The organism is Actinoplanes sandaracinus, assembly GCF_030009775.1.
GTDB classification, from domain to species: Bacteria; Actinomycetota; Actinomycetes; order Mycobacteriales; family Micromonosporaceae; genus Actinoplanes; species Actinoplanes sandaracinus.
This window is the reverse complement of sequence record NZ_JASCTH010000001.1, coordinates 69208-82088: the sequence shown is the minus strand read 5'-3', so window position 1 is coordinate 82088 and position 12881 is coordinate 69208. Positions and strand designations below refer to the sequence as shown.

12 protein-coding genes are annotated in these 12881 nt (G+C 70.9%); 1 reads left to right on the top strand and 11 read right to left on the bottom strand.

Translation table 11 applies throughout. The features are described from left to right. Positions 1-12: 12 nt before the first annotated feature. Positions 13-471, bottom strand: coding sequence for a peptidoglycan-binding domain-containing protein (locus QLQ12_RS00395; RefSeq protein ID WP_282756250.1), 459 nt, complete (start codon positions 469-471; stop codon positions 13-15). A 255-nt stretch (positions 472-726) separates the two neighbouring features. Between QLQ12_RS00395 and QLQ12_RS00390 the strand changes: the two genes are divergently transcribed. Next, positions 727-1788: a hypothetical protein gene (locus tag QLQ12_RS00390; RefSeq protein WP_282756248.1), complete on the top strand. Its 1062-nt coding sequence runs from the start codon at positions 727-729 to the stop codon at positions 1786-1788. A gap of 54 nt (positions 1789-1842) precedes the next feature. On the opposite strand, the gene QLQ12_RS00385 is transcribed toward QLQ12_RS00390, so the two are convergent. From QLQ12_RS00385 to QLQ12_RS00340, 10 genes are all read right to left on the bottom strand, one after another. Continuing rightward, a complete protein-coding gene (locus QLQ12_RS00385; RefSeq protein ID WP_282756247.1) occupies positions 1843-2811 on the bottom strand; it encodes an ABC transporter substrate-binding protein in 969 nt (322 codons plus the stop codon). Beyond that, positions 2808-3407 (bottom strand): GTP-binding protein, encoded by a 600-nt coding sequence (locus tag QLQ12_RS00380; protein WP_282756245.1) that lies wholly within the window; start codon positions 3405-3407, stop codon positions 2808-2810. Before QLQ12_RS00380 ends, QLQ12_RS00385 begins: the two co-directional genes overlap by 4 nt. Next, positions 3391-3807, bottom strand: a complete 417-nt coding sequence (locus QLQ12_RS00375; RefSeq protein WP_282756244.1) for a DUF742 domain-containing protein — start codon at positions 3805-3807, stop codon at positions 3391-3393. The genes QLQ12_RS00380 and QLQ12_RS00375 overlap by 17 nt, the downstream gene beginning before the upstream one ends. After that, on the bottom strand, positions 3804-4229 hold the full coding sequence (locus QLQ12_RS00370; RefSeq protein WP_282756243.1) for a roadblock/LC7 domain-containing protein: 426 nt from the start codon (positions 4227-4229) through the stop codon (positions 3804-3806). The genes QLQ12_RS00375 and QLQ12_RS00370 overlap by 4 nt, the downstream gene beginning before the upstream one ends. 47 nt (positions 4230-4276) lie before the next feature. Continuing rightward, positions 4277-6631 carry a sensor histidine kinase gene (locus QLQ12_RS00365; protein WP_407651391.1) on the bottom strand — a complete coding sequence of 785 codons (2355 nt, stop codon included), beginning with the start codon at positions 6629-6631 and terminating at the stop codon, positions 4277-4279. A 383-nt stretch (positions 6632-7014) separates the two neighbouring features. Further along, positions 7015-7581 carry a sarcosine oxidase subunit gamma gene (locus tag QLQ12_RS00360; protein ID WP_282756239.1) on the bottom strand — a complete coding sequence of 189 codons (567 nt, stop codon included), beginning with the start codon at positions 7579-7581 and terminating at the stop codon, positions 7015-7017. Next, positions 7574-10369, bottom strand: a complete 2796-nt coding sequence (locus QLQ12_RS00355) for a 2Fe-2S iron-sulfur cluster-binding protein (protein ID WP_282756238.1) — start codon at positions 10367-10369, stop codon at positions 7574-7576. Before QLQ12_RS00355 ends, QLQ12_RS00360 begins: the two co-directional genes overlap by 8 nt. Beyond that, positions 10366-10608: a sarcosine oxidase subunit delta gene (locus QLQ12_RS00350; RefSeq protein WP_282756236.1), complete on the bottom strand. Its 243-nt coding sequence runs from the start codon at positions 10606-10608 to the stop codon at positions 10366-10368. The genes QLQ12_RS00355 and QLQ12_RS00350 overlap by 4 nt, the downstream gene beginning before the upstream one ends. 81 nt (positions 10609-10689) lie before the next feature. Continuing rightward, a complete protein-coding gene (locus QLQ12_RS00345) occupies positions 10690-11934 on the bottom strand; it encodes a sarcosine oxidase subunit beta family protein (RefSeq protein WP_282756234.1) in 1245 nt (414 codons plus the stop codon). Further along, positions 11922-12881, bottom strand: coding sequence for an ABC transporter substrate-binding protein (locus QLQ12_RS00340; protein WP_282756232.1), 960 nt, complete (start codon positions 12879-12881; stop codon positions 11922-11924). The genes QLQ12_RS00345 and QLQ12_RS00340 overlap by 13 nt, the downstream gene beginning before the upstream one ends.

The window sequence follows — 12881 nt, the reverse complement described above, 5'->3', positions numbered from 1 at the left end:
CGTCGGCGTGGATCAGCCGGCATACATGCCGCTGATCAGCGACTGCCATGTCATCCGGCCGACGATGCCGTCGACGAGCATGGCCGGCTCGTCGTGGTCCTGCAGGAACTGCTGCCAGTTCCGGACCGCTCTCTCGGTCTTGGGACCGAAGTCGCCGTCCACGAGCGGGGCGTTGTCCGGGTCGCCGGACTCGTTGCGGAACTGGAACTCCTCCTGCACCGACCGCACCGCGTCACCCTGGTCGCCACGGCGCACGGTGGTCACCAGCGCCTGCCAGGTCTGCGGGCCGACGATGCCGTCCACGGCGAGGTGCTTGTCGTTCTGGAACGCCCGTACCGCGGCCTCCGTCTGGGGCCCGAAGTCGCCGTCCACGACCACGGTGTGCCCGCGAGCCCGTAGGTGGTACTGCAGGCTCGGCACCGGGTGCGCCTTGTCGCCGCGGCTGACGTTCGGCCATGGCTGTAACGCCATCTCGATCATCTCCTTCTCGGCGGCCGCGCCCGGGCCGCCCTGGCGTCATCCTCACTCTCGGTGGAGATTGACTGACTTCTCTGTCGCAGGGCTGACACCCGTTTGGCACGGATCGCGCTTGACCGGCGCCGATGCGTTCCGCGGGCGCCGCCTTGCGGGGCTCTGCTTCAATCGGCGATCATGATTGTTCGCCAGGGGGGTGGGCGGTTGTTCCGATGGCGCCTCGGTCGTCGTCCACGTTGGCGCGCCCGCACCTTGATCATCGGCGGTCTGCTGCTCGCCATCTCGGTGGGCATGCTGGTCGTGGCCTGGTCGGTGCGGGGCTTCACCAGCGATCTGCTGCTCAACCTGGGGTCCAGCCTGGTCCTCGCCGCCGTCTCCTACGTGATCTTCGATCCGATCTTCGACGAGGCCCGCAAGGCACGGGTGCAGGAGCACGAACGTTTCGACCAGGCCACCTTCATCGACCGGATGCGGGAGACCGACCGCAACATCCGCATCCTGGACACCTGGACGATCCTGCTGGACGGCCGTACCCGGGCCCGCACGTTCAGCGCGATGCGGGAGGCCCTGGAGCAGGGCGCCACCATCCGGGTCCTGCTGCTCGACCCGAACTCCGCCGCCGCCCAGCAGCGTGCCGAGGAACTGGAGCGCCGGCAGATCGATGTGACCGCGCAGATCATGGACAACCTGCGCAACCTGCACGCCTTCCGGGAGCAGCTCGACGGCCCCGACATGAGATCCCGGCTGAAGGTCTGCGTGTACGACGCGTCGCCGTCCATTCAGCTCTACCAGTGGGACGGGCGTGCGCTCATCTCGTTCTTCCCGATCGGCAAGGTGTCGTTCGACGTTCCGCAGCTCGAGGTCGACATGGCCAGCCCGTGGGGCCAGTTCGTGGACCGGCGGTTCAGCGAGTTGTGGGACCACGGCGACCACATCCGCACCCTGGACCGGTACTGGCGGCTCACGGTGACCCTCGCCCGCGGCGGGAAACGCCTGCAGGCGGTGCCGGTGCCCTATGTCAGCGCCGCCGACGGGATCTACATCGACGGCACGGGTCATCTCGCCAACCAGCTCGCCGAGCAGGTGCTGCACGACCAGGGCGAGCAGCCGGCCGGCACGGCCGCGTTCGGCGCCCTCGCCGTCTGGCCGCCCCGCCGCTCCGGGCAGCAGACCCGCCACTTCGACGTGATCCGCCTCAACGGCCGGCAGGAGCTGGGGCCCGCCGAGGTGCTCGCCCTCTTCGACAAGAAGTACGGCGGCTACCCGGCGGCACGCTCGGGCGAGGTCCTGCTGCTCCGCCTCACCGCCCGGTGACGGCGCCGGTGGCGACACCCCGCCGCCGGCACCGCGGGCCGAGCCGGACGACGTCTAGCGCAGCCACTTCTCCCAGGTGGTGCGGTTCGCGTCGACCCATTTCCGGGCGGCCTGCTCAGCGGACATGCCGTTCTGGGTCATGTCCTTGGCGACCTCGTTCTGGTCGGCGTTGCTCCACGTCCAGTTCTTGATGAACGTGGCGGCCGGGTTGCCCGAGTCGACGAACCGCTTGCGTCCGATCTTGTCGAGGTCGTACGGCTGGTAATCGCAGGCCACCGCGTCCTTGTCGGCGTCGCAGCCGGGTGTGTAGTTCGGCAGCGGGATGCGCACCAGCTTGACGTCCGACAGCAGCCACTGCGGCTCGTAGAAGTAGCCGAGCAGCGGGGTCCGGTTCGCCTGTGCCTTGCGGAACGCTGCGATCAGCTTGTCCTCGCTGCCGGCGTAGACCACGGTGTAGTCGAGCTTGAGGTTCTTGATCAGGGTGGCGTCGTTGGTGACGAACGACGGGTCACCGGCGAGGAACTGCCCCTTGTCGCCGGAGCCCGCCGTCTTGAAGAGATCGGCGTACCCGTTGAGCTTGGTCCAGTCGGTGATGTCCGGGTAGGTCTTGGCCATCCACGGCGGCACGTACCAGCCGATGACGCCCTTGTTGCCGGTGAGGCCGAGTTCGACGGCGACCTTCTTTCCGTCGATGTACTTCTTCTTCAGGTCGTCGTGGCCCCAGTTCTCCAGGATCACGTCGATGGTGCCGTCGTCGAGGCCGGCCCACGAGGCGGTCTCGCTCAGCTCGCTGGTCACCACGTTGCAGCCGAGCTCCGACTTGAGCAGATGTCCCACGACGGCGACGTTGGCGGTGTACCCGGACCAGGGGTTGACCGCGATGTTCACGGTGCCGCAGTCGCGCGGGGCGGGCACGCCGGGCGGCGGGGTGATCGCCGCGGCGCCGGAGCATCCGGTCAGAGCCGCCAGACCCAGCACGGTGAGGCTCAGCGCGGCGAGCCGCCGGGGGAGTCCGCGCCTCACCACGTCGACCCCGCCCGCTCGCGGTTCGCCCGCTTGGCGAGCACATCCTCGGTGAGCGCCACCAGGACGCTCTTGACCGACTCGCGGTTCCTCGCGTCGCATTCCACCAGTGGTACGGCGTCCCCGATGCCCAGCGCGTCACGCACCTCCGCCAGGGAGAACCGCTGGGCGCCGGTGAACCGGTTGATGCCGATGATGAACGGGATCTCGTGCTCCTCGAAGTAGTCGATCGCGGGGAAGGAGTCCTCGATCCGCCGCGTGTCGACCAGCACGATCGAGCCCAGCGCGCCGGTGACCAGGTCGTCCCAGAGGAAGGCGAACCGGTCCTGTCCGGGGGTGCCGAACAGGTAGAGCAGCAGAGCGTCGTCGAGAGTGATCCGGCCGAAGTCGAGGGCGACGGTGGTGGTGGTCTTGCCGGACACCGCGGAGGTGTCGTCGATGCCGATCGACCTCTCGGTCATCTCGGCCTCGGTGACCAGTGGTTCGATCTCGGAGATGGCTCCGACGAAGGTGGTCTTGCCGACGCCGAAACCGCCGCTGATGACGATCTTGACAGCGATGGGCGCTGTCGACGGCTCCCTAGAGCGCCCGAACACGGTCCCTGATCCTTTCGATCAAACTGGTGGAGAGCTCCTCGGGCTGTTCTTCCACGGCGAGGTAGCCCTGAGTGATCAGGTCGGCCACGATGACGCGGACCACGCCCAGCGGCGCGCGCAGCGCCACCGACAGGTCCGCGACCGACATCGGGGCCTGCGCGAGCTCGACGATGCGCCGGGACTCGAAGCGCAGCGGCGCCGACAGCGCGGCCGGAGCCGCCCGCAGCAGCGTCTCGATCCGTAGCCCGTCGTGCAGCGGCTGGGTGCGCCCACCGGTGAGCATGAACGGGCGGATCACCGGATCCTCGTCCATCTCGGAGGGACGCAGCCCGGAGGCCGGCCGGTGGGAGCCGGCGTACGGAACCGATGCAGATGAGGCGTCCCACGACGGGCTGGTCATCGCGGCAGGTGTTGCCGGGACTCTGCGATCAGGGCCGGAGTGAGCAGGCCACCGAAACGCTCGGCGAGAAGCGAGATCTCGTAGCCGACCAGCCCGAGATCGCACTCGCTGCCGGCCACCACGCCGAGGACGCTGCCGCCCGTGATGACCGAGACCAGCAGGAAGCCCCGGTGCATCTCGATCATGATGAGCTTGAGGCCGTCGAAGTCGTACCGGCGCGACGCGCTGCGGGCCAGGCTGGCCAGGCTGGAGACGATGGCGGCCAGCTGGTCCGCCTCGGCCCGCTGCAGCCCGTCCGAACTCGCGATCAGCAACCCGTCGGAGGACACCGCCACGGCATCGCGTACGCCGTCCGTCTGGTGAACGAAGTTCCCGAGCAGCCAGTTGAACTGGTGCCGATCCGCCGACGTGTCAACGCTCATCATTCTTCTTTCCAGGTTGCTGCCAAGGGGCCATTTGGGGATTCCGGTCACGACGACCCCGCTGTTTCGGAACTGCCGCGCTGTATGCCGCTGCGCAGCGCGTTGAGCCGGTCCCGCACGGCCTCGGGTGAATCGCTGACCGGGGCCGGCCTCTCCACCGGCGCCGGGGCCGGCTCGGCCGCCCGTGGCCGGCCGCGCTGCGCGCGGGGGGTTCGCTTGCGCAGGCCGTTCGCGGTCCGGGTCACGCCGTCGTCGGGGGCCGCGAAGACGACGGTGGCGGCCGTGTCGTCGGGGGCGGCGAAGACGGCGGTGGCCGCCGTGTCGTCGGGGGCGGCGAAGATGTTCGTGGCCGTCGCGCCGTCCTGCTGCACCACCACGTATTCGATCGCGGTGGAGTGCAGCGGCCGGTCGGCGGTGACGACCCCGGCCGGCGCGGGCTGGGCGGGCCGGGCGGCGGGGCCGACCTCAGCCGGCGGCAACCGCAGCGGTGCCACGGGTTCGATCGTCGCGGTGACCTGCCGGGCGGCCGGGCCGCCGGGGCGGGGCGCCCCGCCGACCTTCTGCTGGTCGGCCAGGATCTCGGCGGGCAGCGTGATCCGGGCTGTCACGCCGGTCACCGGCGAGGGCGTGAGCTGCACCTCGATGTTCATCTGCTGGGCCAGCCGGCCGACCACGTAGTGACCGAGGAAGCGGGCCGGCGCGGTGATGAAGTCGCCTTCGCCGCGCAGGCGCTCGTTGGCCCGCGCCATCTCGGCCGGCGACATGCCGATGCCCTGGTCGCTGATCGCGATGAGATAGGCGCCGCCGATCCGCCGGCCGTGGATCTCCACATCCATGTCCGGCGGGGAGAAGGCCAGGCCGTTCTCGATCAGCTCGGCCAGCATGTGTGCGATGCCGCTGACCGTGGAACCGGTCACCAGCGCGTCGTCGACCCGGCGCAGGGTGACCCGGCGGTACTCCTCGACCTCGCTGACGGCGGCCCGGATCACGTCGGAGACCTGCAGCGGCTCGGAGAGCTGCCGCGGGCTCGCCGCGCCGACCAGGACCAGCAGGCTCTCCGCGTTCCGTCGCATGCGGGTGGCGAGATGGTCGAGCTCGAAGAGGTTCGCGAGGCCGGTCGGGTTGGACTCCTCGCGCTCCAGCTTGGTGATGAAGCCGAGCTGGCGGCGCAGGAGGTTCTGGTTGCGGCGGCCGAGGTTGGCCAGCGACTCGGCGGTGGTGCGCCGGAGCACCGCCTGCTCGGTGGCCAGCGAGTACGCCGTCGCCTGCACCCGGTCGAAGGCGTCGGCCACCAGCCGCACCTCGATGCTGGCGCCGCGGGGCACGAGCACCGGTGGCGGCGGGGCGGTGCTGTCGCCGGCCGACGCCCGCTGCACCGCCTCGGGCAGCTGGAGGCTCGCCAGCTGGTTGGCTTCGGAGGCCAGCACCGCCAGCGGCCGGGCGACCGAGCGCGACGCGACCGTGGCGAGCCAGACGGAGCCGGCCAGGCAGAGCAGCACGGCGCTGAGCAGCACGGCCATCCGGATCGAGGCCCGGTCCTCCAGGGTCGCGGCGCGGGCCGTGATGACCGAGCCGACGTGGAGTTCCAGCTGCAGGGTGTCGTCCAGCACCGTGGTCAGCGCGGACCACCACGACTGCGGGTTGACCTGGAGATATTTGCCGTCGCCGGACTGCAGGGCGACCTGCTCGAAGTAGCCCGCCTCGCGCGCCGCGCCGGTGTCCAGGGTGTATTCCTTGGCCGCCCGCTCGGTGCTGTTGGCGTAGCGGTCGAAGGCGGCCAGGGCCGCGTCCTTGGTGGACCGCATGGTGACGAACTGGAGGAACTCGCCCTGTTTGAAGCCGCCGGCGGAGAAGACGCCGTTGAGGAACGCCCGTTCCTGCGAGGCGGCCTCCTTCACGTCGCCGAGCGCCTCCAGGACCGCGGCGCCGCGGCGCAGCTCCTCGTCGCCGGTGCCGTCCAGGTCGAAGTCGAGGTTGCCCAGATCGGCGATCCGCGCGGTGTAGAAGGCGAAGGTGGCCGCACGCTCACCGGATCCGGTGTCGGTGCCGGCCCGGACGCCGGCCAGGCCGTCCAGTTGCCGCACCGCGGCGGCGACCCGGTCCTCGACCTCGCCGCCGTCGGCGGCCAGACGTTCCACCGCTTCGCGTCGCAGGTTGACCTGGTCGCGGGCCGGGAGGAGCTCGGCGCGGAAACCGTCGTTGCCGCCGAGCAGTCCGGCGGTCAGTCCACGTTCGGTCTGCAGGTCCTGGATCAGTTCCTGGACGGCGAGGTCGATGGTGACGGCGCGGGTCGTGGCGGCGGCCGAGCGGTAGTTCTCGACCTCGCCGACCGCCACGATGGTGAGCAGTACGAGGGTGGTCACGACCGGCAGGGCCAGGGTGCGGATGACCCGCCGGCGGATGGTGCCGCCGGTCCTGTGGGGCCGGGCACGTCCGTCGCCGGTGCGGGCGCTGGGGGCCGGCGTCGTCTCGCCGCCCGGCTCGGACTGCTCGGCGCCCTCAGCATGGACGGACAAGCGATCAGCTCCTTTGTCGACTGCCGGCTTGGCGGGGGTCCAGGCCGGCACAAAAGTCGATTCACCACGGTGAAACCGATAAGTTTCTTAATGAAGCAAGGGGGGCGCAGCGCGAAATAGCGCTCACGGGGAAATGGAGCTGATCTTCCGTGATCGCCGCAACAGGATCTTCTCTTCGCCCTGGATGGTCAACACTCAGGACCGAAATTTACGTTGGTGCAACTTCATTGCGCATTGGTCCAGTCACCGAAAGCGATATGGGAGCGCTCTCAGTCACGCACCGTGAATTCGATGCCGGCGTCCTCCAGCCAGGCGGCCAGATGACCGGCGAAGGACGCGCGCACCAGAATCCAGAACTCCGATTCACGGCGCCACACCACCACCGGCGCGTGCGCCAGCATGGTCTGCGCGCAGTCGCCCACCCCGAACACGCGCGGGTGGAGGTCGAGTGAGCAGCCGAGCGCCAGCAACTCCCGGACGCGGGGACCGCGCAGAGCCACCGCGGTGCGCTGCGCGGAGACGTCCACGACGGATGCGTGCGCGGCGCCGGCGGCCGATTCCAGCAACGCCGTCAATCGCGTCTCGGCGCCGGGTGGCCCGACCACCAGCCACTCGTCCGGGCCCAGCCAGAGAACGCTCACGTCGCCGGAGGTGGCGCTCGTACCCCCGCGCCGGGGCAGCGCGACGCCGAGATCCTTGCCGACCGCGGCGGCGGCCGGGCCCGCCGGGTCCAGCCGCAGGTTGATCTGGGCGAGGAACGGCACCTCGGACATGGCGACCGCGCCGCCGGAGGAGAACCCCTCCAGCGGGGAATGCCGGAAGTTCCGGTCAGCCATCTCGCCGCGCCCCTTCCGGGTCGTAGAGTACGGCGCCGGTGATCGTCACCGGCGCCAAGCCGTCGTCGAGGGTGGCCCAGACCGTCCGCCCGACCAGATCCCGGCCCCCCTCGATCAGGGCCAGCGCGAAGGTACGCCCCAGCGCCGCGCTGTGATAGGACGAGGTCACGTGGCCGAGGGCCGTCAGCGGGGGCTCGGCGGCCGCCACCAGGTGCGCGCCCTCGGGCAGGAGTTCCCCGCCGTCGGGAAGCAGCCCGACCAGCTGTTTGCGATCGGTGCGCGCGGTGTCCGTACGCGTGAACGATCGCTTGCCGATGAAGTCGGCCTTCGTCCGCGAGACCGCCCAGCCCAGACCCAGATCGTGCGGGGTGACCGTGCCGTCGGTGTCCTGCCCGATGATCGGGTAACCCTTCTCGGCGCGGAGCACGTGCATGGTCTGCGTCCCGTAGGGCGTGATCCCCCGCTCGGCCAGAGCCTCCCAGAGCGCGAGCGCGTCCCACCAGCTCACGTTGATCTCGTAGGCCAGCTCGCCGGAGAAGCTGATCCGGCAGACCCGGGCGTCGAGGCCGGCGACCGTGGTGTCCCGCCACGTCATGAACCCGAACCCGTCCCGGCTGACGTCGAGGCCGGGGGCGAGGCTCGCGAGCACCTCCCGGGACTCCGGCCCGACCAGCGCGACCGTGGCCCACTGCTCGGTCACCGACGTGCAGTACACCCGCAACTGCGGCCACTCGGTCTGCAGCCACTCCTCCATCCAGTCCAGGATCACGGCGGCGTTGCCGGTCGTCGTGGTCACCAGGAACCGGTCCTCGGCCAGGCGGATGACGGTCCCGTCGTCGAGGACCATCCCGTCCGGCCGGCACATCACGCCGTACCGGATCGCGCCGGGCTTCAGCGTGCTGATCATGTTCGTGTAGAGGCGGTCCAGGAACACCGCCGCGTCCGCGCCCCGCACGTCGATCTTGCCGAGGGTCGAGGCGTCCATCATCGCCACGCCCTCCCGGGCCGCGCGGCACTCGCGCAGCACGGCGGCGGCCATGTCCTCGCCGTCGCGGGGGTAGTACCAGGGACGTTTCCACTGGCCGACGTTCTCGAACAGTGCCCCGGCCGCCACGTGCCAGGCGTGCAGGGCGGTCACCCGCACCGGGTCGAAGCGCATGCCACGGTCGCGGCCGGCGAGAGCGGCGAAACTGACCGGGGCGTACGGCGGGCGGAACGTCGTGGTGCCCAGGTCGCCGACGTTCACGCCGAGCATCTCCGCGACGATGCCGCTGGTCAGCGTGCCGGAGGTCCGGCCCTGGTCGTGCGCGGTGCCCGCGGTGGTGTAGCGCTTCACGTGCTCGGCCGAGCGCATGCCCGTGCCGGTGGCCCGCGCGATGTCGGCGACGGTCACGTCCCGTTGCAGGTCCACCAGGGACGTGGCGGGGTCGCCGGGCAGCGTCCAGACCGCGACGCCCGGCGTCACCTCCGGGTCGGCGGTCTCCGGCAGATCCGGTTCGCCGGGCCGGAACCCGGTGGCCTCCGCGGCGCGCGCGCCCGCCGCCGCGCCCTCGGCGAGACAACCTTTCAGCGTGTACGTGCCCGCGACCGAACCCGCGACCTCCAGCGCCTGCCGGCAGCCGCCGTCCGGCCGGAAGGCGCCCAGGCCGTCGTCGTACGCGAGCCGGCCACCGGCCTGGCCGTACAGCGCGCCCACCGGGTTCCAGCCGCCGGAGACCAGGAGCAGGTCGGCGTCCAGTCGCAGCTCCGGGCCGGTGAAGGCCCCGCCGGCGAGGCGGCGCAGCGTCACCGCGGAGATCCGGTCCGCGCCGGTCACACCGGCCACGGCCCAGCCGGGCAGCAGCTCCGCTCCGTGCGGCGCCCGGCCGGCGCCGGGGGAGTCGCGCAGGTCGGCGACGGCCGCGATCTCGACACCCGCGGCGTGCAGGTCCCGCGCCACGGCGTAGGCGCTGTCGTTGGTGGTCAGCACCACGGCGCGGCGGCCGGGGCGCACCCCGTACCGGCGCAGATAAGTCTGCGCGGCCCCGGCGAGCATGACGCCGGGCCGGTCGTTGTCGGCGAAGGCGAGGGAGCGCTCGTGCGCGCCGGTGGCGAGCACGACGTGCCGGGCGCGGATGCGCCAGACGCGCTCCCGCGACCGGTGCGCGGGCGCCTGCGCACCGAGATGGTTGGTGCGGCGTTCGACCGCGACGACGTGGTTGTCGTCGTAGTAGCCGAAGGCGGTGGTCCGGGTCAGCAGCCGCACCTCGGGCGCGGCCCGCAGGCCGCCGGCGACCGACGCCACCCAGTCGAGGTGTTCGGCGGCGCCGAGGAGGCTGCCGCCCGGGCGGGGCTGGTCGTCGACGACGATGACCCGGGCCCCCGAGGAGGCGGCCACGGCGGCCGCGGCCAGCCCGGCTGGCCCGGCGCCGACGACGAGGACGTCGCAGTGCGCGTGCGTCGCGTCGTAGCGGGCCGGGTCGGGGCGGTCGGCGAGCCGGCCCCGGCCGCGCAGGCCCCGGGCGACGAGACCGTCATAGAGCTCGACGGTGGTGGCCGGCAGCATCGGCTCGGGGAACGGCTCCTCGATCTGGACCAGGGCGTTCGGCTCCTCCACCCCGGCGGCGAAGACGCCCCGTGGCCGGCCCAGCCGGATGCTGGACGCGACGTGGTGGACGCCGTTGGCCAGCAGCGCCGAGGCCAGGGTGTCGCCCTGAAGACCCTCGTACTCCACACCGTCGAACCGGAACCGCAGCGGACGGTCGCGGTCGACGAGCCCGCCCCGCGCGGTCCGGAATGCCCCGCTCATGCCACGATCTCGTTCGTCACGGTGTCGCGGACCAGGCTGAACCAGCGGCGGCAGCCGGCGGTGTGGCTCCACCGCTCCCGGAACGGGCCCTTGGGGTTGTCACGGAAGAACAGGTACCTCGCCCACTCGGCGTCGGTGAGCGCGCCGGGGTCGTCCGGGTACGCCACGCCGGCCTGCCCGCCGTAGTGGAACTCGGACTCGTCGCGTGGCCCGCACCAGGGGCAGGGGATGAGCATCATCGCGGTTCCTCGCACTGTGTGGACTACTGCACGGTGTCGGCTGGTGCTCTGTGTCGGCTACTGCATGGTGTCGGCGGGTGCTCAGTGGGCGACGGCGGCGGCGCCGTGTTCGTCGACGAGCGCGCCGGTGACGAAGCGCTCCAGGCTGAACGGGGCGTTCAGCGGATGGGGCTCGCCGTGCGCGATCGTGTGCGCGTAACACCAGCCCACGCCGGGGGTGGCCTTGAACCCGCCGGTGCCCCACCCGCAGTTGAGGTAGAGCCCGTCCACTCCGGAGAGCCCGACGATCGGGGAGGCGTCGGGGGTGACGTCCACGATGCCGCCCCAGGTGCGCAGCACGTGGGCGCGGGCGAAGACCGGGAACAGCTCCAGTGCCGCGGACATCTGCCGTTCGATGATGTGGAACGCGCCGCGCTGGCCGTACCCGTTCCAGGTGTCGATGCCGGCGCCCATCACCAGTTCGCCCTTGTGCGCCTGGCTGACGTAGACGTGCACGGCGTTCGACATGACGACCGTCGGGTGGACCGGTTCCAGCAGCTCGGAGACGAGCGCCTGCAGCGGGTGGCTCTGCAGCGGCAGGTCGATGCCGGCCATCGCCGCCACCACCGAGGTGTGGCCGGCCGCGCTGAGCGCGACCCGGCCGGCACCGATGGCGCCCCGGGTGGTGTGCACCCCGGTGACCCGCCCGCCGCTGATCCGCAGGCCGGTCACCTCGCAGTGCTGGATGAGGTCCACGCCGAGGGCGTCCGCGGCACGCGCGTAACCCCAGGCCACGTAGTCGTGCTTGGCGATGCCCGCGCGCGGCTGGTAGGTCGCGCCGTGCACCGGGTAACGCACGTCCGGTGAGATGTTGACGATCGGGCACACCTCGCGAACCTGCCCCGGATCGAGCCACTCGGCGTCGACCCCGTTGAGCCGGTTGGCGTGCACCCGGCGCACGCTGTCGCGGACGTCCTGGAGGCTGTGCGCCAGATTGAGCACGCCCCGCTGGCTGAACAGGATCGGGTAGTCCAGTTCCTCCTCCAGCCCCTCCCACAGCTTCAGGGCGTGCTCGTAGATGCCGGCGCTCTCGTCCCACAGGTAGTTCGAGCGGATGATCGTCGTGTTGCGCGCCATGTTGCCGCCCGCGAGCCAGCCCCGCTCCAGCACCGCCACGTTGGTGATGCCGTGGTTCTTCGCCAGGTAGTAGGCGGTGGCCAGCCCGTGCCCGCCGCCTCCGACGATGACGACGTCGTAGGCGGCCTTGGGCTCGGGTGTGCGCCACAGCCGGTCGGGGTGCTCGGGAAGGTCACCGCCGGGCGCGGGCGCGGGCATCAGCCCAGCCATGCCTTGACCTTGGCGGGGTTCGCCTCGGCCCACTTCTTGGCGGCGTCCGCGGCGGACATCTTGTCCTCGGCGATGTACTTGGCGACCGTGTTCTGGTCGTCGTTGGTCCAGGTGAAGTTCTTGACCAGCTTGTACGCCGGGCCGCCCGCGTCGGCGAACTTCTTGCTGACGATCTTGTCGAGGTCGTACTCCGGGTAGTCGCAGGCGATCTTCGCCGGGTCGGCGTCACAGCCCGGGGTGTACGGCGGCAGGTTGACCTTGACCAGCTTGAGTTCGGCCAGGAACCACTGCGGCTCGTAGAAGTAGCCGATGAGCGCGGTCTTCTTCGCCTCGGCCTGCCGGAACGCCGTGATCAGCGCGGTCTCGCTGCCGGCGTAGACGACCTTGTAGTCGAGGTTCAGGTTCTTCACGAGGGCCTCGTCGTTGGTGACGAACGACGGGTCGCCGTCGAGGAGCTGACCCTTGTCCCCGGACTCCGAGGTCTTGAACATCGACGCGTACTTGTTCAGGTTCTTGTAGTCGGTGATGTCCGGGTACTGGGCGGCCATCCACGGCGGCACGTACCAGCCGATGACGCCTTTGTTGCCGGTCGACCCGGCGGCCACGGCGGTCTTCTGCTCCTCGATGTACTTCTTCTTGAGGTCGTCGTGGCCCCAGTTCTCGACGATCGCGTCCACCTCGCCGGTGCCGAAGCCCTGCCAGGCGATCTCCTCCTTGAGATCCTTCTTGGTCACCTTGCAGCCGAGGTCCTTCTCCGCGACGTGCGCGATGACGGCGGCGGTGGCCTCGTAGCCGACCCACGGGTTGACGGCCAGGTTGAAAGCGCCGCAGGCGGCCGTGCCGGCCGACGCGCCCGGGGCCGGCGTCGCGCCGATCTTCTCCCCGCCGCAGCCGGTGAGGGCGAGCGCCGTGATGGTGGCGGTCGCCGCCAGTCGTTTCAGTCTCAT

What these genes read in the sequence shown, in the direction of transcription:
- QLQ12_RS00370 (WP_282756243.1), bottom strand. Translation starts at nt 4,229, where the DNA reads ATGAGCGTTGACACGTCGGCGGATCGGCACCAGTTCAACTGGCTGCTC.
- QLQ12_RS00375 (WP_282756244.1), bottom strand. Translation starts at nt 3,807, where the DNA reads ATGACCAGCCCGTCGTGGGACGCCTCATCTGCATCGGTTCCGTACGCC.
- QLQ12_RS00350 (WP_282756236.1), bottom strand. Translation starts at nt 10,608, where the DNA reads ATGATGCTCATCCCCTGCCCCTGGTGCGGGCCACGCGACGAGTCCGAG.
- QLQ12_RS00345 (WP_282756234.1), bottom strand. Translation starts at nt 11,934, where the DNA reads ATGGCTGGGCTGATGCCCGCGCCCGCGCCCGGCGGTGACCTTCCCGAG.
- QLQ12_RS00340 (WP_282756232.1), bottom strand. Translation starts at nt 12,881, where the DNA reads ATGAGACTGAAACGACTGGCGGCGACCGCCACCATCACGGCGCTCGCC.
- QLQ12_RS00355 (WP_282756238.1), bottom strand. Translation starts at nt 10,369, where the DNA reads ATGAGCGGGGCATTCCGGACCGCGCGGGGCGGGCTCGTCGACCGCGAC.
- QLQ12_RS00360 (WP_282756239.1), bottom strand. Translation starts at nt 7,581, where the DNA reads ATGGCTGACCGGAACTTCCGGCATTCCCCGCTGGAGGGGTTCTCCTCC.
- QLQ12_RS00395 (WP_282756250.1), bottom strand. Translation starts at nt 471, where the DNA reads ATGGCGTTACAGCCATGGCCGAACGTCAGCCGCGGCGACAAGGCGCAC.